Source organism: Microbacterium sp., assembly GCF_041641055.1.
Taxonomy (GTDB): Bacteria; Actinomycetota; Actinomycetes; order Actinomycetales; family Microbacteriaceae; genus Microbacterium.
This window is the reverse complement of record NZ_JBEPZB010000003.1, coordinates 1-24,299: the sequence shown is the minus strand read 5'-3', so window position 1 is coordinate 24,299 and position 24,299 is coordinate 1. Positions and strand designations below refer to the sequence as shown.

22 protein-coding genes are annotated in these 24,299 nt (G+C 68.8%); 7 read left to right on the top strand and 15 right to left on the bottom strand.

Annotated features, from left to right (window positions below; translation table 11 throughout):
- The gene (locus tag ACESK8_RS02580) at window positions 1-552 is read left to right on the top strand and encodes a type IV toxin-antitoxin system AbiEi family antitoxin (RefSeq protein ID WP_372967123.1); all 552 of its coding nucleotides are present in this window, start codon (window positions 1-3) and stop codon (window positions 550-552) included.
- Here the strand turns inward: ACESK8_RS02580 and ACESK8_RS02575 are convergent.
- The 8 genes from ACESK8_RS02575 to ACESK8_RS02540 form a co-directional block, all read right to left on the bottom strand.
- Complete coding sequence (locus ACESK8_RS02575; RefSeq protein ID WP_372967122.1) at window positions 539-2,788, bottom strand: bifunctional (p)ppGpp synthetase/guanosine-3',5'-bis(diphosphate) 3'-pyrophosphohydrolase; 2,250 nt, start codon at window positions 2,786-2,788, stop codon at window positions 539-541. The genes ACESK8_RS02580 and ACESK8_RS02575 overlap by 14 nt on opposite strands.
- 68 nt (window positions 2,789-2,856) lie before the next feature.
- The gene (gene secF, locus ACESK8_RS02570; protein WP_372967121.1) at window positions 2,857-3,846 is read right to left on the bottom strand and encodes a protein translocase subunit SecF; all 990 of its coding nucleotides are present in this window, start codon (window positions 3,844-3,846) and stop codon (window positions 2,857-2,859) included.
- A complete protein-coding gene (secD, locus tag ACESK8_RS02565; RefSeq protein ID WP_372967120.1) occupies window positions 3,846-5,576 on the bottom strand; it encodes a protein translocase subunit SecD in 1,731 nt (576 codons plus the stop codon). The genes secF and secD overlap by 1 nt, the downstream gene beginning before the upstream one ends.
- Window positions 5,577-5,631: 55 nt before the next feature.
- Entirely contained in the window at window positions 5,632-6,069 is a 438-nt protein-coding gene (yajC, locus tag ACESK8_RS02560) for a preprotein translocase subunit YajC (protein WP_372967119.1), read from the bottom strand.
- Between the two features lie 79 nt (window positions 6,070-6,148).
- Window positions 6,149-7,174 (bottom strand): Holliday junction branch migration DNA helicase RuvB, encoded by a 1,026-nt coding sequence (gene ruvB, locus ACESK8_RS02555; protein WP_372967118.1) that lies wholly within the window; start codon window positions 7,172-7,174, stop codon window positions 6,149-6,151.
- Complete coding sequence (gene ruvA, locus ACESK8_RS02550; protein ID WP_372967117.1) at window positions 7,167-7,772, bottom strand: Holliday junction branch migration protein RuvA; 606 nt, start codon at window positions 7,770-7,772, stop codon at window positions 7,167-7,169. Before ruvA ends, ruvB begins: the two co-directional genes overlap by 8 nt.
- 9 nt (window positions 7,773-7,781) lie before the next feature.
- A complete protein-coding gene (ruvC, locus tag ACESK8_RS02545; protein WP_372967116.1) occupies window positions 7,782-8,363 on the bottom strand; it encodes a crossover junction endodeoxyribonuclease RuvC in 582 nt (193 codons plus the stop codon).
- Window positions 8,364-8,408: 45 nt separating this feature from the next.
- Window positions 8,409-9,170 carry a YebC/PmpR family DNA-binding transcriptional regulator gene (locus ACESK8_RS02540; protein WP_060926801.1) on the bottom strand — a complete coding sequence of 254 codons (762 nt, stop codon included), beginning with the start codon at window positions 9,168-9,170 and terminating at the stop codon, window positions 8,409-8,411.
- Between the two features lie 87 nt (window positions 9,171-9,257).
- Here ACESK8_RS02540 and ACESK8_RS02535 point away from each other — a divergent pair, with 87 nt between their 5' ends.
- Window positions 9,258-9,944 (top strand): prolyl oligopeptidase family serine peptidase, encoded by a 687-nt coding sequence (locus tag ACESK8_RS02535; protein ID WP_372967115.1) that lies wholly within the window; start codon window positions 9,258-9,260, stop codon window positions 9,942-9,944.
- A 43-nt stretch (window positions 9,945-9,987) separates the two neighbouring features.
- On the top strand, window positions 9,988-11,382 hold the full coding sequence (locus ACESK8_RS02530) for an aspartate aminotransferase family protein (RefSeq protein WP_372967114.1): 1,395 nt from the start codon (window positions 9,988-9,990) through the stop codon (window positions 11,380-11,382).
- On the opposite strand, the gene pdxT is transcribed toward ACESK8_RS02530, so the two are convergent.
- Together pdxT and pdxS are read right to left on the bottom strand one after the other, a co-directional pair.
- Window positions 11,361-11,969: a pyridoxal 5'-phosphate synthase glutaminase subunit PdxT gene (pdxT, locus tag ACESK8_RS02525; RefSeq protein ID WP_372967113.1), complete on the bottom strand. Its 609-nt coding sequence runs from the start codon at window positions 11,967-11,969 to the stop codon at window positions 11,361-11,363. The genes ACESK8_RS02530 and pdxT overlap by 22 nt on opposite strands.
- The gene (gene pdxS, locus ACESK8_RS02520) at window positions 11,959-12,852 is read right to left on the bottom strand and encodes a pyridoxal 5'-phosphate synthase lyase subunit PdxS (protein WP_372967112.1); all 894 of its coding nucleotides are present in this window, start codon (window positions 12,850-12,852) and stop codon (window positions 11,959-11,961) included. The genes pdxT and pdxS overlap by 11 nt, the downstream gene beginning before the upstream one ends.
- Before the next feature lie 112 nt (window positions 12,853-12,964).
- Here pdxS and ACESK8_RS02515 point away from each other — a divergent pair, with 112 nt between their 5' ends.
- Window positions 12,965-14,272, top strand: a complete 1,308-nt coding sequence (locus tag ACESK8_RS02515; protein WP_372967111.1) for an aminotransferase class I/II-fold pyridoxal phosphate-dependent enzyme — start codon at window positions 12,965-12,967, stop codon at window positions 14,270-14,272.
- A gap of 46 nt (window positions 14,273-14,318) precedes the next feature.
- Window positions 14,319-15,170 carry a pyridoxal kinase PdxY gene (gene pdxY, locus ACESK8_RS02510; RefSeq protein ID WP_372967110.1) on the top strand — a complete coding sequence of 284 codons (852 nt, stop codon included), beginning with the start codon at window positions 14,319-14,321 and terminating at the stop codon, window positions 15,168-15,170.
- A gap of 70 nt (window positions 15,171-15,240) precedes the next feature.
- Here pdxY and ACESK8_RS02505 read toward each other — a convergent pair whose 3' ends face one another.
- From ACESK8_RS02505 to ACESK8_RS02495, 3 genes are read right to left on the bottom strand one after another with little or no spacing between them, the layout of a single operon-like run.
- Window positions 15,241-15,789 (bottom strand): HIT domain-containing protein, encoded by a 549-nt coding sequence (locus tag ACESK8_RS02505; protein ID WP_372967109.1) that lies wholly within the window; start codon window positions 15,787-15,789, stop codon window positions 15,241-15,243.
- Complete coding sequence (gene thrS, locus ACESK8_RS02500) at window positions 15,786-17,786, bottom strand: threonine--tRNA ligase (protein ID WP_372967108.1); 2,001 nt, start codon at window positions 17,784-17,786, stop codon at window positions 15,786-15,788. Before thrS ends, ACESK8_RS02505 begins: the two co-directional genes overlap by 4 nt.
- Window positions 17,787-17,832: 46 nt before the next feature.
- Window positions 17,833-18,192: a YnfA family protein gene (locus tag ACESK8_RS02495; protein ID WP_372967107.1), complete on the bottom strand. Its 360-nt coding sequence runs from the start codon at window positions 18,190-18,192 to the stop codon at window positions 17,833-17,835.
- A 54-nt stretch (window positions 18,193-18,246) separates the two neighbouring features.
- On the opposite strand from ACESK8_RS02495, the gene ACESK8_RS02490 reads away from it, so the two are divergent.
- Both ACESK8_RS02490 and ACESK8_RS02485 read left to right on the top strand, forming a co-directional pair.
- Complete coding sequence (locus tag ACESK8_RS02490) at window positions 18,247-18,678, top strand: hypothetical protein (RefSeq protein ID WP_372967106.1); 432 nt, start codon at window positions 18,247-18,249, stop codon at window positions 18,676-18,678.
- Between the two features lie 72 nt (window positions 18,679-18,750).
- Window positions 18,751-20,097, top strand: coding sequence for a deoxyribodipyrimidine photo-lyase (locus ACESK8_RS02485; protein ID WP_372967105.1), 1,347 nt, complete (start codon window positions 18,751-18,753; stop codon window positions 20,095-20,097).
- A gap of 30 nt (window positions 20,098-20,127) precedes the next feature.
- On the opposite strand, the gene ACESK8_RS02480 is transcribed toward ACESK8_RS02485, so the two are convergent.
- On the bottom strand, window positions 20,128-20,607 hold the full coding sequence (locus ACESK8_RS02480) for a hypothetical protein (protein ID WP_372967104.1): 480 nt from the start codon (window positions 20,605-20,607) through the stop codon (window positions 20,128-20,130).
- Between the two features lie 24 nt (window positions 20,608-20,631).
- On the bottom strand, window positions 20,632-24,246 hold the full coding sequence (locus tag ACESK8_RS02475; RefSeq protein WP_372967280.1) for a beta strand repeat-containing protein: 3,615 nt from the start codon (window positions 24,244-24,246) through the stop codon (window positions 20,632-20,634).
- Window positions 24,247-24,299: the final 53 nt, after the last annotated feature.

Genomic DNA, 24,299 nt, shown 5'->3' with positions numbered 1-24,299 from the left:
ATGCATCCCGCGTTCCTGTATCTGCCCGGTGGGCGACTGGCAGTCTCCGAGCTGAGCGCTGCCCGCCTCGACGGGCACCTGATCGAGCTCGGCGAGGGCTACATCCCCGCCGATCTCGTGGAGAGCGCTGCAGCAAGGGCCTCGGCGATCGCGGCGCTGGTCCCGGTCGACACGGCGGCATCCGGTCCGACCTCGGCGTGGATCCACGGTGCCGGTGACGTGCCGCCGCCGATCCATCACGTGCGGCGTGCCGTCGCCCGTCGGATCCGCCCCGTGCTCACGCACCGCGTCAGGTTCCACGACACCGCGCTGCCGGTCGACGCCTTCGTGCAGCTCGGCGGCATCGCCGTCATGACCCCGGTGCGCACGATGGTCGATCTCGCGCTGGGGCTGCACCGAGACGAATCGCTGCGCCGGTGGATGGTCCTGCTCGCGGAGGTCGATGCGAGCCTCGCCGCCGAAGCGGCGACCGCGATGTCGACCCTCTCCCGAGTGCCGGGCACCCGCGCAGCACGCGGGGCCCTCGAGAGGCTCGCGGTCAGGACGAGGTGACGCGATACACGTCGTACACCGCGTCGATACGGCGGACTGCGTTGAGGATCCTGTCGAGGTGCACGGCATCGCCCATCTCGAAGACGAACCGGCTGATCGCCAGGCGCTCGTCGGTGGTGCTGACGGTCGCCGACAGGATGTTGACGTGATGCTCGCTGAGCACACGGGTGACATCGGAGAGCAGGCCAGAGCGGTCGAGAGCCTCGACCTGGATCTGCACCCGGAAGACGCTCTTCGTGGTCGGCGCCCACGACACCTCGACGAAACGGTCCTCCTCGCTGGCCAGCGCCTTCACGTTCACGCAGTCGGAGCGGTGCACCGAGACGCCACTGCCGCGGGTGACGAACCCGACGATCGCATCACCGGGCACCGGTGTGCAGCACTTGGCGAGCTTGACGAGGATGTCGGACGCCCCTCGCACGAGCACGCCCGAGTCGCCGGAGCGCGGCTCTCGGGAGGGCATGCTGCCCGGCAGCTCGATCGCCCCCGTGACCGGGTCGGACGCCGCGACCAGCGCGGTGACCTTCTCGAGGACCGACTGGGTCGACACGTGGCCTTCGCCGACGGCGGCGTAGAGCGCGGAGACGTCTTCGTAGCGGAGCTGGTGTGCCACCTCGGCGAAGGAGTCCTGGCTCATCAGTCGCTGCAGAGGCATGTTCTGGCGGCGCATCGCGCGGGCGATGGCCTCCTTGCCCTGCTCGATCGCCTCTTCGCGGCGCTCCTTGGTGAACCAGCCGCGGATCTTGTTGCGCGCTCTCGTGCTCTTGACGAACCCGAGCCAGTCCTGGCTGGGTCCTGCATCCGGGTTCTTCGAGGTGAAGACCTCGACGACGTCGCCGCTCTTCAGCTCGGATTCCAGCGGAACCAGACGTCCGTTGACCTTGGACCCCATGGTGCGGTGCCCGATCTCGGTGTGCACGGCATACGCGAAGTCGACCGGGGTCGCGCCGGCGGGAAGCCCGATGACGCGCCCCTTCGGCGTGAAGACGTAGACCTCCTTCGCACCGATCTCGAACCGCAGGGAATCCAGGAACTCGCCCGGATCCGCGGTCTCGGCCTGCCAGTCCGAGATGTGCGCGAGCCAGGCCATGTCGTTGTCGGCGGCGCGGACCTCGGCCTTGCCGCCGTTCATCCGCTCCTTGTACATCCAGTGCGCCGCGACACCGTACTCGGCCTGCTGGTGCATCTCGTGCGTGCGGATCTGGATCTCGACGGTGCGCCCGGAGGGGCCGATCACCGTCGTGTGCAGCGACTGGTACAGGTTGAACTTCGGCGTCGCGATGTAGTCCTTGAAGCGACCGGGCAGCGGCGTCCAGCGCGCGTGGATGGCGCCCAGCACCGCGTAGCAGTCCCGCACCGAGGCGACGAGGACGCGGATGCCGATCAGGTCGTAGATGTCGTCGAACTCACGACCTCGCACGACCATCTTCTGATACACCGAGTAGAGCTGCTTCGGACGTCCGACGACCTTGCCCCTGATGCGCAGGTCGCGCAGGTCCTCGTCGATCTCCTCGACGACCTGCGTCAGATACTTCTCGCGCTGCGGGGTGCGCTGGGCGATGAGGTTGTGGATCTCGTTGTAGATCTTCGGATGCAGCACCGCGAACGACAGATCCTCGAGCTCGGACTTGATCGCCTGGATGCCGAGTCGATTGGCCAGCGGCGCGTAGATCTCGAGCGTCTCCTTGGCCTTCTTCGCCGCCTTCTCGGGCGGGACGAAGCCCCAGGTGCGCGCGTTGTGCAGCCGGTCGGCGAGCTTGATCAGGAGGACGCGGATGTCTTTGGACATCGCGACGATCATCTTGCGGACGGTCTCCGCCTGCGCGCTCTCACCGTACTTGACCTTGTCGAGCTTCGTGACGCCGTCGACCAGCATCGCGACCTCGTCGCCGAACTCGGCGGTCAGGTCGGTGAGCGCGTAGCCGGTGTCCTCGACGGTGTCGTGCAGCAGCGCTGCGGCGATCGCCCGAGGACCGAGGCCCATCTCCGCGAGGATCTGCGCGACCGCGAGCGGGTGGGTGATGTACGGCTCGCCACTCTGACGCTGCTGCCCGGAGTGCTTCTCCTTGGCGACCGCGTATGCCCGCTCGATGACCGCGAGATCACCCTTGGGGTGGTTCGCGCGGACCGTGCGGGTGAGATTGTCGAGGTCGTTGACCCTGGGCGCGCGGGAGAAGATGCGGGGAACCAGTCGTCTCAGGCTCGATCCCTGCGACGCCGTCTGCGGTTCCGCCATCCGCTCACCTCCGAATCACACAATCTTACGCGTGCTCTGCGGGGTGCGGCCCCGCAGAGCGGGAACGATCAGGCCTCGACGGTGGCGCGGCTGCGCGACTCGCGGATCCTGGCATCGCGGGCGGCGATCCCCGGCTCGTTCTCGCGGAACAGCGAGTACAGCGGGGCGGCCACGAACAGGGTCGAGTACGTCGCCACGAGGATGCCGACGAAGATCGAGAGCGAGATGTCGGTGAGCGACTCCGCACCGAGCCAGAAGGCTCCGATGAAGAGCACCGCGCCGACCGGCAGCGCAGCCACGACGGACGTGTTGATCGACCGCACGAGCGTCTGGTTGACCGCCAGGTTGACCGACTCCCCGAACAGCCGGGACGATTGCTCGCCGTCTTCTGTCGTGTTCTCCCTGATCTTGTCGAAGACGACCGTGGTGTCGTACAGCGAGTAGGAGAGGATCGTCAGGAAGCCGATGACGGCGGCCGGCGAGATCTCGAAGCCGGCCAGCGCGTAGACGCCGACCGTGATGACGAGGACGTCGAGGAGGCCGATGATCGCGGCGGCGGACATCTTCCAGGTGCGGAAGTAGATCGCGAGGATCAGGAACGTCAGCGCGAGGAAGATCGCGAGGCCCCAGAGCGACTGCCTCGTGACGTTCTCTCCCCAGGCCGGGCCGATGAACGACGAGGTGACGCTGTCGGGTTCGACGCTGTACGCCTCAGCGAGGGCGTTGGAGACCTGCTGGGTCTCGTCCGCGCTCATCTGGTCGGTCTGCACGCGGATGTCGTTGCCGCTGATCACGACGACCTTGGTCGCCGCTCCCGGAACGACCGACTGCACCGCATCCGTCGCCGTCTGCTGGTCGGTGCTGTCGGGCGCCTGGACGGTGAACTGCGATCCGCCGGTGAACTCGATCGAGAACTGGATCGGGCGGATCAGCGGCACGAGGGCCGAACCGACCACGAGCGCGATCGCGATGATGAACCACAGGCGGCGCTTGCCGACGAACGGGAAGGAGGTCTTTCCCGTGTAGAGGTTGTTGCCGAACTCGTTCATGGAAGCCATCAGGCGTCCCCCTCGCTTCCGGTGCTGGTGGATCTGTCACCGGCTCGTGCTTCGGCGCGCTTGCGCTCTGCGATGGTCTGGCGGCGCTCGGCCTCGCCGCGGGCGCGCGAGTTCTTCGCGCCTCGCCCCGCCGTGGCGGACGAGACCTCGCGGAACTGCGAGCGGCTGCGGTAGACGGCCCCGAGCGATTCGGGGTCGAGCCCGGACAGCTTGTGCCCTCCGCCGAAGAACCGCGTGCGTGCCAGCAGCTGCATCACGGGGTGCGTGAAGATCACGAAGATGAACACGTCGATGAGGGTCGTGAGACCGAGCGTGAAGGCGAAGCCCTTCACCGTGGCGTCCGCGAGGATGTACAGCACGACAGCCGCCAGGATGTTGATCGACTTCGAGATGTAGATCGTCCGCTTGGCCCTGCCCCAGCCGTCCTCCACCGCGGAGGTGATCGACTTCCCGTCGCGGAGCTCGTCTCGGATTCGCTCGAAGTACACGATGAACGAGTCGGCCGTGAACCCGATCGACACGATGAGACCGGCGACACCTGCCAGCGACAGGCGGAAGCCCAGGCGCCAGGCGAGGATGCAGATGATGATGTACGTCAGCACGGCCATCACCGCGATGGAGGCGATGATCACCGATCCCAGCGCGCGATAGACGATCAGCGAGTAGATCGCGACGAGCGCGAGACCGATGAGGCCGGCGATGAGGCCGATCTGCAGCTGCTGCGTGCCGAGGGTCGCCGAGATGGTGTCGGAGCTCTGCACCTCGAAGCTCAGCGGCAGCGCACCGAACTTCAGCTGGTCGGCGAGCGTCGTCGCGGTCTCCTGCGTGAAGCTGCCCGAGATGCTGGGGCGACCGTCGAGGATCTGACCGTTCATCTGCGGCGCGCTGATGACGGAGCCGTCGAGCACGAAGGCGAACTGGTCGCGAGGCGACAGGTTGGCCAGACGGTTCTGGTTCAGGCGCGTGCTGACCTTGCCGAACGCCTCGGTGCCGTCGCCGTTCATCGTGAGCTGCACGAGCCAGGCGCCGGACTTCGGGTCGCGGCCGGCCGTGGCATCCGTGATCGCGGTGCCAGTGAGCTCGGTCGGGCCGAGGATGTACTTGGCCTGACCCGAAGGGTCGCAGGCGATGAGCGGCTCGTCCGCCGGTTCGCGCGACGGGTCGTTCTCGGGGTTCGAGCAGTCGTACGCCTGGAACTCGGCCGCGAGCTTCTCGGTGACCCAGGAGAGGTCGCTCGGGTCGGTCGGCTCCGCCGTCGGGGTGTCGCTGAGCGACTCGTCCGGCGTCGGGAACGGCGTCTCGTTGCCGTCCTCCCCGATGAAGGTGTTCGTCCCTGCGGTCGTGTACAGCACCGCACGGAACTGCAGCTGCGCGCTCGACTGGATGCGCTCGCGGGTCTGCTCATCCGCCACACCGGGGATCTGCACCACGATGTTGCGGCCGCCCTCGGTCGTGATGTCGGCCTCGGCCACACCCGATGCGTCCACGCGCTGACGGATGATCGCCGCAGCCTGGTCGAGCTGCTCGCTCGAGGGAGCCGCTCCGTCCTCGGTCTCGGCGCTCAGCACGATCTGCGTCCCACCCTGCAGGTCGAGCGCGAGCTCAGGAGTCCACGAGCTCTTCTCGAAGACGTGGACGCCGAGCGCGTTGATGCCGAAGAGGACGCCCGTCACCAGGAGCAGGCCCAGAAGGACCCGCCAGGCGTGACGGACCGGGGAAGAAGTGGCCACGTGTGATCAGCTTTCTTAGATGCCGGAGTGCCGAGCTGCCGCTGCGGTGCGGCGGTTACTTGTCGTCGGCGTCGCGCTCGAGGCGACGGCGGGTCTCTTCGGCGGTCTCGATCGAGGGTGCGTCGTCCGTCAGAGGCGCCTGGTCGGCCAGGGGCGCCTGATCGGCCAGCGGGGTCTCGTCGACGACCACGACGTCGGAGTCGAGGTCGTCTGCGACGACATCCTTGGGCTCCACGATGCGGAGGATCGCCTGGCTGTGCACCTCGATGACCGTGCCGGGGGCGATCTCGACGAGAGCGGGAGAGTCGAGGTCGTCGTGGTCGTAAGCGACGATCGTGCCGTAGATGCCGCCCTGGAGCAGGACCTTCACGCCGGGGACCGTCTTGGTCGCCTTCTCCTCCTGCTCCGCCTTCATCTGCTTCTGACGCTTGCGCCCGTTGACGAACATGAACACGACGAGCACGGCGAGAAGGCCGAAGAGCAGGATTTCCATGGGCATGGTGGCGAAAGGCCTTTCTCAGGTGCGCGCGCCGGAATGCACGCGCAGTTCTATCAGGGGAAGTCTTCAGCGATTATAGGTCATCGAGGCGAAGCGCCCCGTCCGGGTGCGCGACGCCGAGATGCGCATATGCCTCGGGCATGGCGACTCGTCCGCGCGGAGTGCGCCCGAGGAAGCCGATCCGAACGAGGTAGGGCTCCACGACGCTCTCGACCGTCTCGGCCTCTTCGCCGACCGCGACGGCGAGCGTGCTGAGCCCCACCGGTCCGCCGCGGAACCGGCGGACGAGCGATTCGAGCACCGCCCTGTCGAGCCGGTCCAGGCCGATCGGATCGACGTCGTACAGCTCGAGCGCCGCCTGGACGCCCTGCAGAGTCGCAGCCCCTCCCCCGTGCACGAGCGCATAGTCGCGCACACGCCGCAGCAGGCGGTTGGCGATTCGGGGCGTGCCGCGCGAGCGCCGGGCGATCTCGGAGAGCGAGTCCCTGGGCACGTCGACACCGAGCACGAGTGCCGAGCGCTCGATCACCTTCTCGAGCTCAGGCTCGTCGTAGAACTCCAGGTGCCCGGTGAACCCGAAGCGGTCGCGCAGCGGGTTGGGCAGGAGGCCCGAGCGGGTGGTCGCGCCGACGAGGGTGAAGGGCGCGAGCTCCAGCGGGATGCTCGTCGCTCCCGCCCCCTTGCCCACCATGATGTCGATGCGGAAGTCCTCCATCGCGAGGTACAGCATCTCCTCTGCGGAGCGCGCCATCCGATGGATCTCGTCGATGAACAGCACCTCACCCGGCACCAGGCTCGACAGCAGGGCTGCCAGATCACCGGCGTGCTGGATCGCAGGACCGCTCGACAGGCGCAGCGGCCGCTCGCTCTCGTGCGCGACGATCATCGCGAGCGTCGTCTTCCCGAGTCCGGGAGGACCGGCGAGCAGGATGTGGTCCGGTGGGCGGTGCTGGATGCGCGCGGCGTCGAGCAGGAGCTGCAGCTGGCCGCGCACCTTCTGCTGACCGACGAACTCGTCGAGACTCGTCGGGCGCAACGCACCCTCGATCGCGAGCTCGGTGTCGTCGACGGGCTCCGTCACGTCGCGCGCGTCAGACACGCGCCGGCCCCAGCAGTGCCAGAGTGCGGCGCAGGAGCGGCGCGACGGTCGCGCGCTCGGCCTCGGTCGCCTCTGCTGCGGTCTGGGCTGCGGCTTCGGCGGCGACCTTCTCGGACCAGCCGAGTCCGACCAGCGCGGCGGTGACCTGGTCGACGACATCGACGGGTCCGCTCGCAGCCTGCTTCGAGGGCGCTCCGACCGGGTGGACCTTGCCGGCGAGCTGCAGGACGATCAGCTTCGCCGTCTTCGGTCCGATCCCCGAGACGCGGCGGAAGGGCGCGTCGTCTTCCGCGGTGACCGCCTCGGCGATCTGGTCGACGGTGAGGTGCGACAGGACCCCGAGCGCGGACTTCGGCCCGACGCCCGTGACGCTGATCAGGAGTCCGAAGATCTCCAGCTCGCTGCGGTCCATGAATCCGTACAGCGACAGAGCGTCCTCACGGACGATCAGACTCGTGTGCAGCAGCAGCTTCTCGCCGACCGTCGCTGTGTGCGCGACATCGGCGGGCACCGCGACGGAGAACCCGACTCCCCCGACGTCGATGATGACCTGATCGGCGGTCGAGTGAAGGACGGCGCCGTGCAGCGAGGAGATCATCGCTCCAGCCTACGCACCGGATCGTAGATATGTTCGAGCGACACGCTCGGCGTCGGCCCAGGCCTGCTGCGCCGGGGTCAGCGCCTCCTGCCCGGGGGCGCCGGCCGCGCCGCGCCGCCACGCGTGGCAGAGCGCGATGGCGAGGGCGTCGGCCGCATCCGCGGGCTGCGGCGGAGCATCCAGACGCAGGATGCGGGCGATCATGGACTGCACCTGACGCTTGTCGGCGGAGCCGTAGCCGGTCACGGCCGCCTTGACCTCGCTCGGCGTATGCGTCGCGGCGGGCAGTCCTGCCTCGGCCGCGAGCAGCAGAGCGACACCGCTCGCCTGGGCCGTGCCCATCACCGTGTGGGTGTTCTGCTGCGCGAATACGCGCTCGACCGCGACGGCATCGGGACGATGCTCGGCGATGACCTCGCGGATGCCGGCGGCGACCAGCGCGAGCCTCTCGCCGATCGGCATCTCCGGAGCGGACCGGATGACCCCGACGTGCACCAGAGTGCCTCGTCGCGCCCTGTCGACGTCGACCACGCCGACGCCGCATCGGGTGAGCCCAGGGTCGATCCCGAGGACGCGCAGAGAGGAGGTCACTCCCCCAGGCTATTCGGCGTACCGCCGCCAGGGCGTCCGGCGCGCCTACGCGTCGTCGTTCTCGAGCTCTGCCTGGACGTCGGCGCTGAGATCGAAGTTGGTGAAGACGTTCTGCACGTCCTCGCTGTCTTCGAGCGCGTCGATCAGACGGAAGATCTTGCGAGCGGTGTCGGCGTCGATCTCGACCTTGAGGTTCGGGACGAACTCGACGTCGGCGGACTCGTAGTCGATGCCGGCATCCTGCAGCGCGCTGCGCACCGCGACCAGATCGGTCGCCTCGGTGATGATCTCGAAGCCCTCGGCATGCGGCTCGATCTCCTCGGCGCCCGCCTCGAGCGCCGCCATCATGACGTCGTCCTCGGTTGTGCCCTCGGAGCCGACCACGATGACGCCCTTGCGGCTGAAGTTGTAGGCGACGCTGCCGGGGTCGGCGAGCGTTCCGCCGTTGCGGCTGAGCGCCGTGCGCACCTCTGCCGCTGCGCGGTTCTTGTTGTCGGTCAGACACTCGATCATCATCGCGACGCCGTTGGGTCCGTAGCCCTCGTACATGATCGAGGTGTACTCGACCGCTTCGCCGCCGATGCCCGCTCCGCGCTTCACTGCGCGGTCGATGTTGTCCTTCGGGACCGAGGTCTTCTTCGCCTTCTGCACGGCGTCGAACAGAGTCGGGTTGCCCTGCAGGTCGGGTCCGCCGAGCTTCGCGGCGACCTCGATGTTCTTGATGAGCTTGGCCCAGGACTTGGCGCGCCTGGAGTCGATGATGGCCTTCTTGTGCTTCGTGGTGGCCCACTTGGAATGCCCGGACATAAGTCTCCGCTCGTCGTATCCGCCCGGGGGCTCGGCCCAGGGCATCGTCCATTCTATCGAACCACGCGAGTGGTTCAGGATGGACATATGCGCAGATCCCGACACGTCGCCCCTGTCCTCCGCACATCCGAGGTGCGCGCCCACGAGCCGATGCCGGCCGACACCTTGCGATACCTGATCCATCTGCCGGACGACTACGACGCCGACCCGGACAGGCGCTGGCCGCTCGTGCTGTTCCTGCACGGTGCAGGCGAACGGGGTTCCGACCTCGACCTGGCCGCGCTGCACGGCCCACCGAAGCTGGCGGATGCCGGCCACGAGTTCCCCTTCATCCTCGTCACGCCACAGTGCGGCGCGACGAGCCAGTGGGTCGCGGAACTCTCGACGCTCTCCGTGCTGCTCGACGAGGTCGTCGCGGAGCATCGCGTGGATGCCGCACGCATTTCGGTGACCGGACTCAGCATGGGCGCTTACGGAACCTGGAGCCTGGCGGTGCGGTATCCCGATCGGTTCGCTGCAATCGCGCCCGTCTGCGGCGGGCTCTGGCTGCAGAGCGCTGCACCGATCCGCAGCTTGCCCGTCTGGGCGTTCCATGGAGATGCGGATGATGTCGTGCCGATCTCCGCCACGGAGCACATCGTGACCGAGCTCCGTTCACTCGGCGCTGACGTGCAGTTCACGCGTTACCCTGGCGTCGGTCACGATTCCTGGACCGCGACCTACGAGAACCCCCGGTTCTACGACTGGTTGCTCTCCCACCGGCGTCTCCGCTGATATCCCTCTGGCGCGGGACCGTGCGCGGGTGTAGTCCGGACACATGGACGACGATGTCACCGAAGACAGAGCCCGCGGCCTCGACGCCGCGCACCGCGCCGCCGTGGACTTCCTCGGCACGCTGGATGATCGGCCCGTGTGGCCGCGTGCGAACCTCGACGACATGCTGGACGCGTTCGGCGGCCCGCTCGCCGACGAGGGCGCAGACGCCGAGGCGGTGATCGAGGAGATCGCGCGTCTTGCGGATCCGGGACTCGTCGCCATCCCCGGAGGACGATTCTTCGGCTTCGTCATCGGCGGCACACATCCCGCGGCCTTGGCCGCCGACTGGCTCGTGTCGGCGTGGGACCAGAACTCCGGGTCCGCGACCCTCACCCCGACGACGGTCGCCATGGAGCGCGTCGCCGGGCGCTGGATGCTCGACATCCTCGGCCTTCCGGATTCCTCCAGCGTCGGCTTCGTCACCGGCTGCCAGATGGCGAACTTCACGTGTCTGACGACCGCGCGCAACGCGGTCCTCGCCCGAGCCGGATGGGACCTCAGCGAACAGGGAATCCGCGACTCGCCGCGGCTGCGCTTCGTCGTCGGCGCGCACCGTCACGGTTCGATCGACAGAGCGGCCCGCTTCCTCGGCATCGGGAGGCAGGAACTCCTGATCGTCGACTCCGACGATCAGGGGAGGATGCGTCCGGACGCTCTCGAACGGATCCTCGCCGACGCATCGGGGCCGTTGATCGTGTGCCTTCAGGCGGGCGAGGTCCACACCGGCGCCTTCGACGACTTCTCCTCCCTCATCCCTATCGCCCACGAGCACGGCGCCTGGGTGCACGTCGACGGGGCCTTCGGCCTGTGGGCCGCCGCCTCGGAGTCGCTGCGTCCGCTGACCGCCGGGATGGAGGCGGCGGACTCCTGGGCGACGGACGCCCACAAGACGCTCAATGTGCCGTACGACTGCGGCATGGCGATCGTCCGTGATCCGGCCGACTCGATCGCCGCCTTCCGCACCGGCGGCGACTACCTCCTCTATACGAGCCTCGATCCGTGGGACGTGACCCCGGAGCTCTCCCGCCGTGCGCGAGGAGTGCCCGCGTGGGCGGCGCTGCGCGGCCTCGGTCGGCGCGGGGTGTCGGACCTCATCGATCGGCTGCACGAGAACGCGGTGGCCATGGCCGCCGGCCTCGCCGCGATCGACGGCATCCGCGTCCTGAACGAGGTCGACTACACGCAGGTGATGTTCCGGCTGGATTCGGATGATGCGACCACGGCCCTCGGCGAGGCCGTGCTCCTCGAGGGCACGGCGGCGCTGACCGGCGCCGCCTGGGACGGTCACGCCGCACTGCGGTGCTCGATGTCGTCCTGGGCGACAACGCGGGATGACATCGACCGCACGGTCGCGGCCATCCGCGGTCTCGTCGTTCAGGCGTCCGAACGACGGTAGGCGCGCGCGTTCTCGAGGAAGAGCGCGTGGAAGCGCGTCTCCCCGTCCACTTCGGGATGGAAGCTCGTCCCGAGCAGCGCTCCCTGCCGTACGGCGACGACTCCGCCGTCCGGCAGCGCGGCGAGCACCTCGACCTGTGGGCCGACGCGATCGACGATCGGCGCGCGGATGAACGTGGCCCGCACCGGAGCATCCCCGAGCACCGGAACCGACAGGGACGTCTCGAACGACTCCGTCTGGCGCCCGAACGCGTTGCGGCGCACCGCGATGTCCATCCCCCCGAACGACTCCTGCCCGGCGATGCCGTCGAGCACCTCGTCGGCGAGGAGGATCAGTCCCGCGCAGGTGCCGTAGACGGGGAGCCCTGCGGCGACGGCATCGCGGATGGGCTTCTGCATGCCGAAGGCGCGGGACAGCTTGTCGATGACGCTCGACTCTCCCCCGGGGATCACGAGGCCGCTGACCGCAGCGAGCTCCTCAGGACGACGCACCAGGACGACGTCCGCACCGAGCCCGGACAGCAGGGCGGCGTGCTCGCGCACGTCGCCCTGCAGCGCCAGGACTCCGACCCGAGGGTTACCAGCCACGCTCGGCGAGGCGGTGCGGTGCGGGGAGGTCGGAGACGTTGATCCCGACCATCGCCTCGCCCAGTCCGCGGGAGACCTCGGCGATCACCTTCGCGTCGTCGAAGAAGGTGGTGGCCTTGACGATCGCCTTCGCGCGCTCAGCGGGGTTGCCGGACTTGAAGATGCCCGACCCCACGAAGACGCCGTCCGCACCGAGCTGCATCATCATCGCGGCATCCGCCGGCGTGGCCACGCCGCCCGCGACGAACAGCACCACAGGCAGTGTGCCGGTCTCGGCGATCTCCGCCACCAGCTCGTACGGTGCCTGCAGCTCCTTCGCGGCGACGAAGAGCTCGTCCTTCGGCAGCGCAGTGAGGGCCGCGATCTCGCCGCGGATCTTGCGGATGTGCTTCATCGCCTCTGAGACGTCACCGGTGCCGGCCTCGCCCTTGGAGCGGATCATCGCCGCACCCTCGTTGATGCGCCGCAGCGCCTCGCCGAGGTTCGTGGCGCCGCAGACGAAGGGAACCGTGAAGCCGAACTTGTCGATGTGGTTCACGTAGTCCGCCGGGGACAGCACCTCGGACTCGTCGATGTAGTCGACGCCGAGCTCCTGCAGGATCTGGGCCTCGACGAAGTGACCGATGCGGGCCTTGGCCATGACGGGGATGGAGACGGCATCGATGATGCTGTCGATCATGTCGGGATCGCTCATGCGTGAGACGCCGCCCTGGGCGCGGATGTCGGCGGGCACTCGCTCGAGCGCCATCACGGCGACCGCTCCGGCGTCCTCGGCGATCTTCGCCTGCTCGGCGGTGACGACGTCCATGATGACGCCGCCCTTGAGCATCTCGGCGAGACCGCGCTTGACGCGCGAGGATCCGATGGTGGTCTGTTCGGTCATGGGAGCTCCTGTCGGCTGAAGCACGGGTTCGGGTCGGACCGAACGAAATCTCGTTTGATCTAGGCCAAACGATAGCACTGTCCACAACGACCTAGAATCGACACGAGGACCCATGAGCGACCAGATCACCGGAACGACCGCAGCGGACATCGCCGACAGTGTGCGTGCGCTGCGCGACCGCGGAATCCTCGTTCCCGGCAGCCCGCTGCCTCCGGTGCGCGAGCTCGCCTCTACCCTCGGCGTGAATCGCAACACGGCCGTCGCCGCCTACCGTCAGCTCGCGCAGGCCGGCCTGGTCGTCTCGCGCGGCCGCGCCGGGACCGTGATCACCGGTCACGAATCCGTCGCGCAGGAGGGCTACGCGTCCGACACCGTGCTCCGCGACGTGGGGACGGGCAATCCCGACCCGCGATTGATCCCCGATCCGTCGCAGGCGCTCGCGACCGTCGCCGGGCGCCCCGTGCTGTACGGCGAGCCCGTCATCGACCGAGGACTCGACGAGTGGGCGCGTCAGTGGATCGCACAGGACCTCGGTCACCTCGACTTCGCCGTCACGATCACGAGCGGTGCGGTGGACGCGGTCGAGCGACTGCTCGCCCAGGCGCTGATGCGCGACGACGCGGTGGCGCTGGAGGACCCGTGCTTCCTCGCCAGCATCCACACGGTGCGTCTCGGCGGCTACCGCGCCGTCCCGGTGCCGGTGGACGACGAGGGCATGACGGTCGACGGTCTGCGCGCGGCACTGGATGCGGGCGTCCGCGCCGTGATCTGCACGCCTCGCGCCCAGAACCCCACGGGCGCGAGCCTCACCGCCACGCGGGCAGCGGAGCTGCGAGCGGTCCTGGCCGATCATCCGTATGTGCTGATCATCGAGGACGACCACTTCTCGATGCTGTCGCAGCGCCCGTACGAATCGCTCATCGGGCCGGCGCATCGGCGATTCGCCCTGGTCCGCTCGGTGTCGAAGTTCCTCGGCCCCGACATGTGCCTGGCCATCGCGGCGACCGACCCCACCACCGCTGAACGTCTGGCGATGCGGCTCAGCCCGGGCACGACCTGGGTGAGCCACCTGCTGCAGCGATTGACCCTGACCCAGCTCACGGATCCAGCGGTCACGGCGCGGATCTCCGACGCCCGCGAGCACTATGCCGCACGCAATGCCGCCTTCGCCGCGCGTCTGCGCGAGCACGGCCTCGACTCCCCCACACCCGACGGGCTGAGCCTGTGGATCGGCCTGCCGAAGCCCGCCCGGGTGGTCGCGGAGGGACTCATGCGGCGTGGATGGCTCGCCCGCACGGGAGACGATTTCGCGCTCGACGAGCGCGCCGACCCCTCGCATCACCTGCGCCTCACCGTGCACGATCTGTCGGACGAGGATGCCGACACGCTCGTCGCCGACCTCGTCGCCGCCGCGCGATGACCCACCGCCGCGGGAGCAGTCCCGCCCTGAATGAAAGGATCGGAGAATGAAGGTCCTCTCCATCCAGTCCGCTGTCGCCTACGGACACGTCGGCAACTCCGCCGCCGTCTTCCCCCTGCAGCGCATCGGCGTCGAGGTTCTGCCGGTCTACACCGTGAACTTCTCCAACCACACCGGATACGGCGCGTGGCGCGGTCCGATGATCTCCCCCGACGATGTCCGCGAGGTCATCACCGGCATCGAGGAGCGCGGCGTCTTCGGCTCCATCGATGCCGTCCTCAGCGGATACCAGGGCGGCGAAGGCATCGGCGACGTGATCATCGATGCGGTCGCGAGGGTCAAGGCGGCCAACCCCGACGCGATCTACGCCTGCGACCCGGTGATGGGCAACGCGAAGTCCGGCTGCTTCGTCGCCCCGGCGATCCCGATCCTGCTGCGCGAGAAGGTCGTCCCGGTTGCGGACATCATCACGCCCAACCAGTTCGAGCTCGGATTCCTCACCGACACCGAGCCCGACACGCTGGAATCCACCCTCGCCTCGGTCGACCTCGCGATGGCGATGGGTCCGCGGACGGTGCTCGTGACCAGCGTCGAGCGCCCGGATCGCGAAGAGGGCACGATCGAGATGCTCGTCGCGGACGCCACCGGCGCCTGGATCGTGCAGACTCCTCGGCTGCCGATGAAGGCGAACGGCTCCGGCGATGTCACCGCAGCGCTCTTCACCGCGCACTACGTCGAGACGTCCGATGCGAAGACGGCGCTCGAGCGTACGGCATCCAGCGTCTTCGACCTGCTCTCCGCCACGCTCGACTCGGGCGAGCGCGAGTTGCAGCTGGTCGAGGCTCAGGAGTACTACGCGCACCCGCGGATGCAGTTCACGGCACGCCAGGTCCGCTGAGCACGGCGGCTCCCCGGAAGGGCACTGCCCGCCGGGGCGCGTGCCGCCGGGGCTGCCGATCGGCAGGACGCTACGGCCGGGGCCACGCCTCGGCGACGGCGTCGCGGACCTCGCCCAGCAGCTGCGGGAGCGCCTTCGTCTTCGCGATGATCGGGAAGAAGTTCGCGTCAGACGTCCACCGCGGCACGATGTGCTGGTGCAGGTGGCCGTCGACGCCGGCGCCCGCGACCGCACCCTGATTCATGCCGAGATTGAAGCCGTCGCAGCGCGACACCTCTCGCAGCACCCGCATGGCCGTCTGGGTGAGGGCGCCGATCTCGGCGACCTCTTCCGGCATGGCCTGGTCATACGTGCCGATGTGGCGGTACGGGCACACCAGCAGATGCCCGGAGTTGTACGGGAACAGGTTGAGCAGCACGTAGGCCGTCCCACCGCGGGCGACGATCAGCCGCTCGGCATCCGGGAACTTCGGCGCCTCGCAGAACGGGCACTCCTCGCGCAGCGGCTCGGGACCGGCCTGGATGTACGCCATCCGGTGCGGGGTCCACAGCCGCTGGAACTCGTCGGGGACGCCGGCGAACTCGCCGGCGTCCTCCCACGGCTCCGAAGGCGTCGTCACGCCAGGTCCCCTGCTGTCTGCACGAGGGTGTGCGCGTCGATCGCGGCACGGATGCGCGCCACCGCGTCGGCGATCGGCACGCCGTTCTCCTGCGTGCCGTCGCGGTAGCGGAACGAGACGGTGCCCGCGTCGCGGTCCTTCTCCCCCGCGATCAGCAGCAGCGGCACCTTGCCGGTGGTGTGCGTGCGGATCTTCTTCTGCATCCGGTCATCGGAGGTGTCGAGCTCGGCACGTACTCCGTGGCTGCGCAGCGTGTCCACGACCTCGCCGAGGTAGTCGGCGAACTCGTCGGCGACGGGGATGCCGACGACCTGGACGGGCGAGAGCCAGACCGGGAAGTCACCCGCGTAGTGCTCGAGGAGGATGGCGAAGAACCGCTCGATCGACCCGAACAGAGCGCGGTGGATCATGATGGGCCGCTTCTTCTGCCCGTCCTTGTCCATGTACTCGAGCTCGAAGCGCTCGGGGAGGTTCGGGTCGACCTGCACCGTCGACAGCTGCCAGGTGCGGCCGATCGCGTCGCGCGTCTTCAGGTCGATCTTCGGACCGTAGAACGCGGCCTCTCCCGGCACCTCGGTGAGCTTCAGACCGGATGCCACGGCGACGCGCCGCAGCGCATCCGTCGAGGACTCCCAGAACTCGTCGGAGCCGATCCACTTCGACTTCTCGTCGTCCTTCATCGACAGCTCGAGCTCGAAGTCGGTGAGCCCGAAGTCGCGGAGCATCGAGAGGATGAACTCCAGGACCTTCGCGACCTCGCCCTCGAGCTGGTCGGGGGTGACGAAGAGGTGCGAGTCGTCCTGGGTGAAGCCGCGCACGCGGGTGAGGCCGTGCAGCGCACCCGACAGCTCGTTGCGGTACACCGTGCCGTTCTCCGCGAACCGCAGGGGCAGATCGCGGTAGCTGCGCGCGCGCTCCTTGTAGATCAGGATGTGCATCGGGCAGTTCATCGGCTTCAGGTAGTAGTCCTGGCCCTGCTTGGTGATGTTCCCCTCGTCGTCGCGCTCCTCGTCCATGACGATCGGCGGGTACATGCCTTCCTTGTACGTGACGAGGTGGTTCGAGGTGAGGAAGAGGTCTTCCTTCGAGATGTGCGGGGTGTACACGTAGGTGTAGCCGCCGGCGATGTGGCGCTTGCGGGCGTGCTGCTCCATCTCGCCGCGCACGATGCCGCCGCGCGGGTGCCAGACCGACAGCCCCGAGCCGATCTCCTCCGGGAAGGAGAACAGATCGAGCTCCTTGCCGAGGCGGCGGTGGTCGCGCTTGGCGGCCTCCTCGAGGCGGTGCTGGTACTCGCGCAGCTCATCCTTCGACGGCCACGCCGTGCCGTAGATGCGCTGCAGCTGCGGGTTCTTCTCACTGCCGCGCCAGTAGGCGGCGGCGATGCGGGTGAGGTCCCAGCCGTTGCCGATCATGCGGGTGTTGGGCAGGTGCGGCCCGCGGCAGAGGTCCTTCCAGACGACCTCGCCGTCGCGCGTGGTGTTGTCGTAGATCGTCAGCTCGCCCTCGCCGACCTCGACCGATGCGCCCTCTGCGGCCTCCTTGCCGCCCTTGAGTCCGATGAGCTCGAGCTTGAACGGCTCGTCGGCGAGCTCGGCCCGTGCCTCGTCGTCGGTGACGACGCGGCGCACGAAGCGCTGCCCCTCGCGGATGATGCGCTGCATCTCCTTGGTGATCGCCTTGATGTCCTCGGGCGTGAACGGGGTGTCGACGCCGAAGTCGTAGTAGAAGCCGTCGGTGATGGGCGGGCCGATGCCGAGGTTCGCCTGCGGGTTGATCCGCTGCACCGCCTGCGCGAGCACGTGCGCGGCCGAGTGGCGGAGGATGTTCAGCCCGTCGGGGCTGTCGATGGTGACGGGCTCGACGTCGTCGGCATCCGTCACGGTCGCGGCGAGGTCCTTGAGGACGCCGCCGACGCGCATCGCGACGACGGAACGGTCAGAGAACAGGGCGAAGCCGTCTTTCGGCTGAGCATTTTCAGGCACTGCACACTCCATCTGGGTCTGGATCTAGGCTACTCGCATGCCCGGGGGCCGCTGACCGCTACAGCGCGGTCTCCGCCGTCGCGTCCGTCGACGTCGGAGCCAGGATGATGATGGCCGCGCCGACCAGCGCGATCGCGGAGCCGACCCAGTCCCAGATCGTGGGCGTGAAGCCGTCGACGATGATCCCCCACGCGAGGGACCCGGCGATGAACACGCCGCCGTAGGAGGCGAGCACACGACCGAAGTTGGCGTCCGGCTGTAGGGCCGCGAGGAAGCCGTAGGCCCCGAGCGCCATGACGCCGAGCACTGCGAACACCCAGCCCCTGTTCTCCTTGACGGCCTGCCAGATCAACCAGGCGCCCCCGATCTCGGCGACGGCGGCGAGCACGAAGAGGATGCTGATGCGCAGGACGGTCATGCACCCAGTGTGGCAAAGCGTCGGGTGTCGGGGCGATCACGGTAGCGTGAGCGGATGGTCAGAGCAGCCGCCCGTTGGATACTCGCCCTCGCGCTGGGCGCCATCGGCGTCGTCCATTTCGTGAGCACACGAGGGTTCAGGGTCGTCGTTCCCGACTGGGCGACCAGGGTCACTCGACTGGACAAGGACGCGATCGTGATCGCATCCGGGGCCGCAGAGGTCGCTCTGGCTGCGGGGCTGCTGGCGCTGCCGCGAGAGCGCCGACGGATCGGCATCGCCACCGCCGCGTTCTTCGTCGCGGTCCTCCCCGGGAACGTCCACCAGTGGCGGACGCACCGGTCGACGCCGGGCCTCGACACGGAGGCTCGGCGGTTCGGACGCCTCTTCCTGCAGCCGGTCCTCGTGCTCTGGGCACTGTGGTGCACGGCTGCCGAGCCGGCACGTCGCGTTCCTCTGCGCCGTCGCTCGCGACGCCGCGCGCGCTGACCGCTGCCGCTGCCCGCTGCCGAACGGGCGCGTCCCGAGCCGCGGGTCGCACCAGGGCGCGAGAATGGAGCCATGGCCTCCCCCTCACTCGTCTGGCTCCGCGACGATCTCAGACTCGCCGACAACCCCGCGCTGAGGGCGGCCATGGATCGCGGCGAACCCGTGGTGCTCCTCTACGTGCTCGATGAAGAATCGCCCGGGATCCGCCCGCACGGCGGCGCCGCGCGCTGGTGGCTGCACCACTCCCTCGCGTCCCTGGGCGAGCGGGTGCGCGAACTCGGCGGCGTCCTCACCCTCCGCCGCGGCCCCGCGGAGCGCGTCGTCCGTCAGACCGTCACGGACACCGGCGCCGGGGCCGTGTTCTGGAATCGTCGCTACGGAGGCGCGGAGCGCGACATCGATGCAGCGCTCAAATCGTCACTCCGCGAGGAAGGCGTCGAGGTCGCCTCCTTCCAGGGCTCGCTGCTGCACGAACCGTGGACCGTCACGACCGGGGGCGGCACGCACTTCTCGGTCTTCACACCGTTCTGGCGGGCCTGCCTGGCGCTTCCCGCCCCACGCGCGCCGCTCCCTGCTCCGCGAGCACTCGACGGCCTGACCCCGCCTCCGTCCTCCGACGAGCTGGACGACTGGGGTCTGCTGCCCACCCGCCCCGACTGGGCCGGCGGTCTGCGCGAGACCTGGGAGCCGGGGGAACCTGCCGCAGCCGCGCGGCTGCGCTCGTTCCTGCAGGATGACGTCCCCTCGTACGACCGCGCACGCGACGAACCCTCGGCCGGAGCGACCTCGCTCCTCTCCCCTCGCCTGCGCTGGGGCGAGCTGAGTCCGTTCACCGTGTGGCACGAGGCCGTGGAAGCGCACGGCACGGCGGGGTTCCTCTCGGAGCTCGGATGGCGCGAGTTCGCCTGGCACACCACGTTCCACGCGCCTGACATCGCCACGAAGAACCTCCGCCGACAGTACGACGCCTTCCCGTGGCCGCGGCTGAGGCCCTCTCATCTCGACGCGTGGCAGCGGGGATCGACCGGCATCCCTCTCGTCGATGCCGGCATGCGCGAACTGTGGCACACCGGCTTCATGCACAATCGGGTGCGCATGGTGACCGCATCCTTCCTCGTCAAGAACCTGCTGATCGACTGGCGGCGCGGCGAGGAGTGGTTCTGGGACACGCTCGTCGACGCGGACGGCGCGAGCAATCCGTTCAACTGGCAGTGGGTGGCGGGGTCGGGCGCGGACGCCGCACCGTATTTCCGGGTGTTCAACCCCGAGCTGCAGGCGAAGAAGTTCGACCCGCAGAACCTTTACATCTCCCAGTGGGCCGCCGATGCGCCGACCGAGCCGATCGTGGATCTCGCGGAGACCCGCAAGGCGGCGCTCGCCGCCTACGAGGTCGTCAGGCGGATGACCACGCCGTCCTGACCGCGCGCCCGAAGGGCCGACCGACAGGGGTCAGGAGGCGTAGCGCTCGACCCGCAGCACGCAGTCCAGCGCCTCGTCCTGCACGTCGACCGAGGTCTTCCAGTCGGCGCTCTCCCCTGCGTCGATCGGATCGACGTCGACCTGCGTCAGCGACCGGGTGTCGCCGCCCTCGGTGAGCAGCGAGACGTATATGCGGTACGACGCCGCAGCCTCGCTCGAGTTCGTCACGGTTCCCGCGACCTCCCAGTGGTCGCCCGCGAGCTCGCAGGTCTTGACCTCGGCATCGGCCAGCGCACCCTCGAGGCCCTCTCCCGAGCCGGGGGTGTCCTGGATGTCGGTGATCCCGGCCTCTGCCTGCTCCGTCGCCGTGGGCGTGGGCTTCGGTTCCGGAGCGGAGTCGGTGCATCCGGCGAGCACGAGACCGAGCGCAACGGCGAATCCGGCCACGATCGCTCCTCTGGCCGTCGTGCGGCCGGAGGAGGTGGGGAGGGAGGAGCGGAGGTTCAGCATCGTGTCGCCTTTCAGTGCAGATCGCTAGGAGAAGAGGTTCGGGGTGCGCTCAGTACGGCGGCGGCGTGCGAGGAGCATCAGCACGAGACCGGCGAGGAGCAGCGCGGCGGATCCGGCCACCAGGGGCATCGGGTCGTCACCGCCCGTGAACGGCAGGAGGCCGGTCGGCTCGGGAGCGGGGAGGTTCACCGCATCCGAGGCCACGTCGAGCACCTGCACACCCGACTCCGCCTCGACACTGGTCACCACGGCACGCGACGTTATCACGGTGCCCTCCATGGCTTCGGTGATCACGACGCTCGCGATCGCGGTCACGCTCTGACCGGGGAGCAGCACGCCCGGCTCACCCGGCCAGGTATAGGTGAGTGCGGACAGGCCGGGGTACGGATCGATGATCCGGACGCCGGTGAGCGCCGATGTCCCGGTGTTCGTGGCGGTGTAGCGGAAGATCAGGGTGTCGCCGGCATAGCCCTGCTGGCCGTCCTTCACCGTGATGCTCATGCCGAGGTGGATGCGCGGCTCGTTCGGCACGTCCACGCGGACGGAATCGGATGCCTCGACGGTCGCACCTCCCGGCGAGGTTCCCGTCACGGATGCGGTGTTGTCGACGCGCTCGCGCACGACGTCGGCCGAGGTGATGACATAGTCGGCACGCACCGTGACGCTCTCGCCGGCCGCGAGGACACCGGGGGTGCCGGGCCAGGTGGCGGTCGGCGAGCCGAGACCGACGAGCTCGTCGGTCACGGCGACATCGGTGAGCGTGACGTTGCCGGTGTTCGTCGCGGTGACGAGGTAGCGGATGCCGCCACCCTGCTGTGCAGCACCGGTGAGCTCGGCGGTCTTCTCGAGGGTCAGCGCAGGCGCCGCGGCGATCAGCGTCTCCGCGGCATCCTCGTCGCGGACGAGCGTCTCCCCTGCGGTTCCCGTCGTCACAGCCGGCGACTGGATGCGGCCCGCATCGACATCCGCCCTGGTGAGCGTGTACCGCGCGATCGCCGTCGCGGTCTGCCCGGGGGCGAGCACGCCGACCTCTCCCGGCCAGGTGATCACGAGTCCGGCGAGGCCCGGCTGCGCGTCGGTGAGCGAGACGCCGCGCAGCGTGACGTTGCCGGAGTTGGTCACCGTGAACGCGTACTCGACCTCATCGCCGGGGCGTCCGGTGGCACCGTCCGCCAGCACCTGCTGCTTCTCGACATCGATCGCGGGTGCACCCCCGATGGTCGTCACGACGGACTCCGGCGACTCGACGGCGATGGCGTCGCCACCGGGAGTGCGAGCGCTGGCCGCCGCGATGTTGCGGACCGATCCTTCGTCGACGTCGGTCTGCCGGAGCGTGTAGGTCGCCGTGGCGAGGACCGACTGACCAGGGGCAAGAGTGCCCTCGGTGGCCGGCCAGTCGCCGTAGGAGATCTCCGAGAGTCCGTCGAGGGCGTCGGTCAGTGCGACCGACGACAGGGTGAGAGTGCCGGTGTTGCGCACCACGAAGTCGTATCGGATCTCCGTGCCGACGCTGCCGTCGCCGAGGCGCGTGCCCGACTTCGTCACCTCGAGCGATCCGGTGCCGCCGGCGAGCGGGACGATGGTGGCGGCAGTCGAATGCGCCACCGCTGCACCCGTCGGCGGCGTGCCACTGCCGGTCGCGACGTTGCGCACCGTGCCCGCGTCCACCTCCGCCTGCGTGACAGGGTGCGAGGCGGTGATCGTCACGCTCTGCCCCGGAAGCAGACGGCCGGGGTTCGCTGCGTCCGGCCAGGTGTAGGCGAATCCGCCGAGACCCGAGAGCGTGTTGCTCAGCGCCACGTCGGTCAGCGTCCTGTTGCCGGTGTTCTCGATGGTGAAGGTGTAGTCGATCGCGTCGCCGAGCTCCCCGACGTCACCGGGGGCGAGCTGCGCGGTCTGGGTGGTGCGGATCGCCTGCTCCGGATTCGTCGGGCTGTCGGTGGCGATCGTGAACGGCGCCGAGCTGTCCGAGACGACGACGCCGCGCGGCGATGTCCCGAAAGAGGTGGCCACGTTCGTGATCGAGCCGGCATCCACGTCGGCCTGCGTCACCGTGTAGCGTGCGACGCCGGTCGCTGTGCCCCCAGGCGGCAGGATGCCGGTCGCCGACGGGAAGTCGAGCTGTGGGATGCCGAGACCTTCGAGGTCGTCCTGCAGCCGGATCAGACGCAGCGTGACGTTGCCCGTGTTGGTGATGTCGAAGGTGTACTCGATGATGCTGCCCACGCCGCCCGTGCCGCTGACGTAACTGCCGCCCTTGACCGTCTGGATGGAGGGCGCGTGGTCCGCAGTGCTGAGCGGCTCGATCGTCGAGCGGCTCGTCAGCACGCCGCCGGCGGGGGTCGTCGCCCGCACGGATGCCGTGTTCTGCACCGATCCGCGATCGACATCCTCCTGGCTGATGTCGTACGCCGCGGTGCCGCGCGCGATCTGCCCCGGCGCCAGCGTGCCCGCCGCACCCGGCCAGTCGATCGTGAGCGGTCCGATGCCGGCGAGGTCATCGGTGATGGCGACGCCCGACAGCGTCACCGTGCCGGTGTTCTCGATGCGGAAGCCGAAGGTGACGCCGTCGCCTGCGGCGTTCGCTCCGGGAGTGTCGAGGGCTGCGGTCTTCGTGAAGACGAGGCCCGGCGCGGGAGCCAGCGAGACCGTCGCCGGGGCGATGGCGGTCGCCGGTGCGCCGGTGGGTGGTGTGCCGGTACCGGTGACCACACTCGTCACCCCACCCGCATCCACATCCGCCTGCGTCAGCACATACGACGCCGTCGCCGTGACCGACTGCCCCGGCACCAACACACCCGCCGCACCCTCCCACACATACGACGGCGCAGACACCCCACCCAACGCATCCGCCAACACCACACCCGACAACGACACATTGCCCTCGTTGGTCAACACATACGTGAACGTCACCACATCACCCGCACGACCCGCAGCACCCGGAGCCAACACCCCCGAATTCACCACCGACACCACCGGCGCCGCCGCGTCCGTCACCACCACACTCTCCGCCGACACCGCAGACACCGGCCCACCACGCACCGCCACACCAGACGCCGACGCCGAGTTCACCACCCGACCCGCATCCACATCCGCCTGCGACAACACATACTCACCCGACGCCGACGCCGTCTCCCCCGGAGCGATCACACCCGGCGCACCCGCATCCGGCCACACCACACCCGACAACGCCACACCCGGCAACACATCAGAGAGCACCACATCGCCCACCGTCACATTGCCCGTATTCGTCACCCCGAACTCATACGACACCACATCACCGACACCACCACCACCGACCAACGCACCCGACTTCGACACCGCCAACCCCGCAGCCGGCAACACCGTATTCACCCGCACCGTATTCGTATCCGCAGACACCCGCCCCCCACCAGGCGCCGACGCCGCCACCGACGCCGTGTTCTCCACGAACCCACGATCCACATCCGCCTGAGTCAGGTCATACTTCCCCCGACCCACCGCCTGCTCCCCCACACCCACACGACCAGGAACACCCGCATCCGGCCACACGATCGACACGTCATACAGACCCACCATCGGATCCACCAACACCCCACCCGTGACCGTCACATTCCCCGTGTTCGTCACCACCACCACATACTCCACCGTGTCACCCACCACACCGATACCACCCGCAGCCAACACCCCCGACTTCACCGCAGACAACGCGG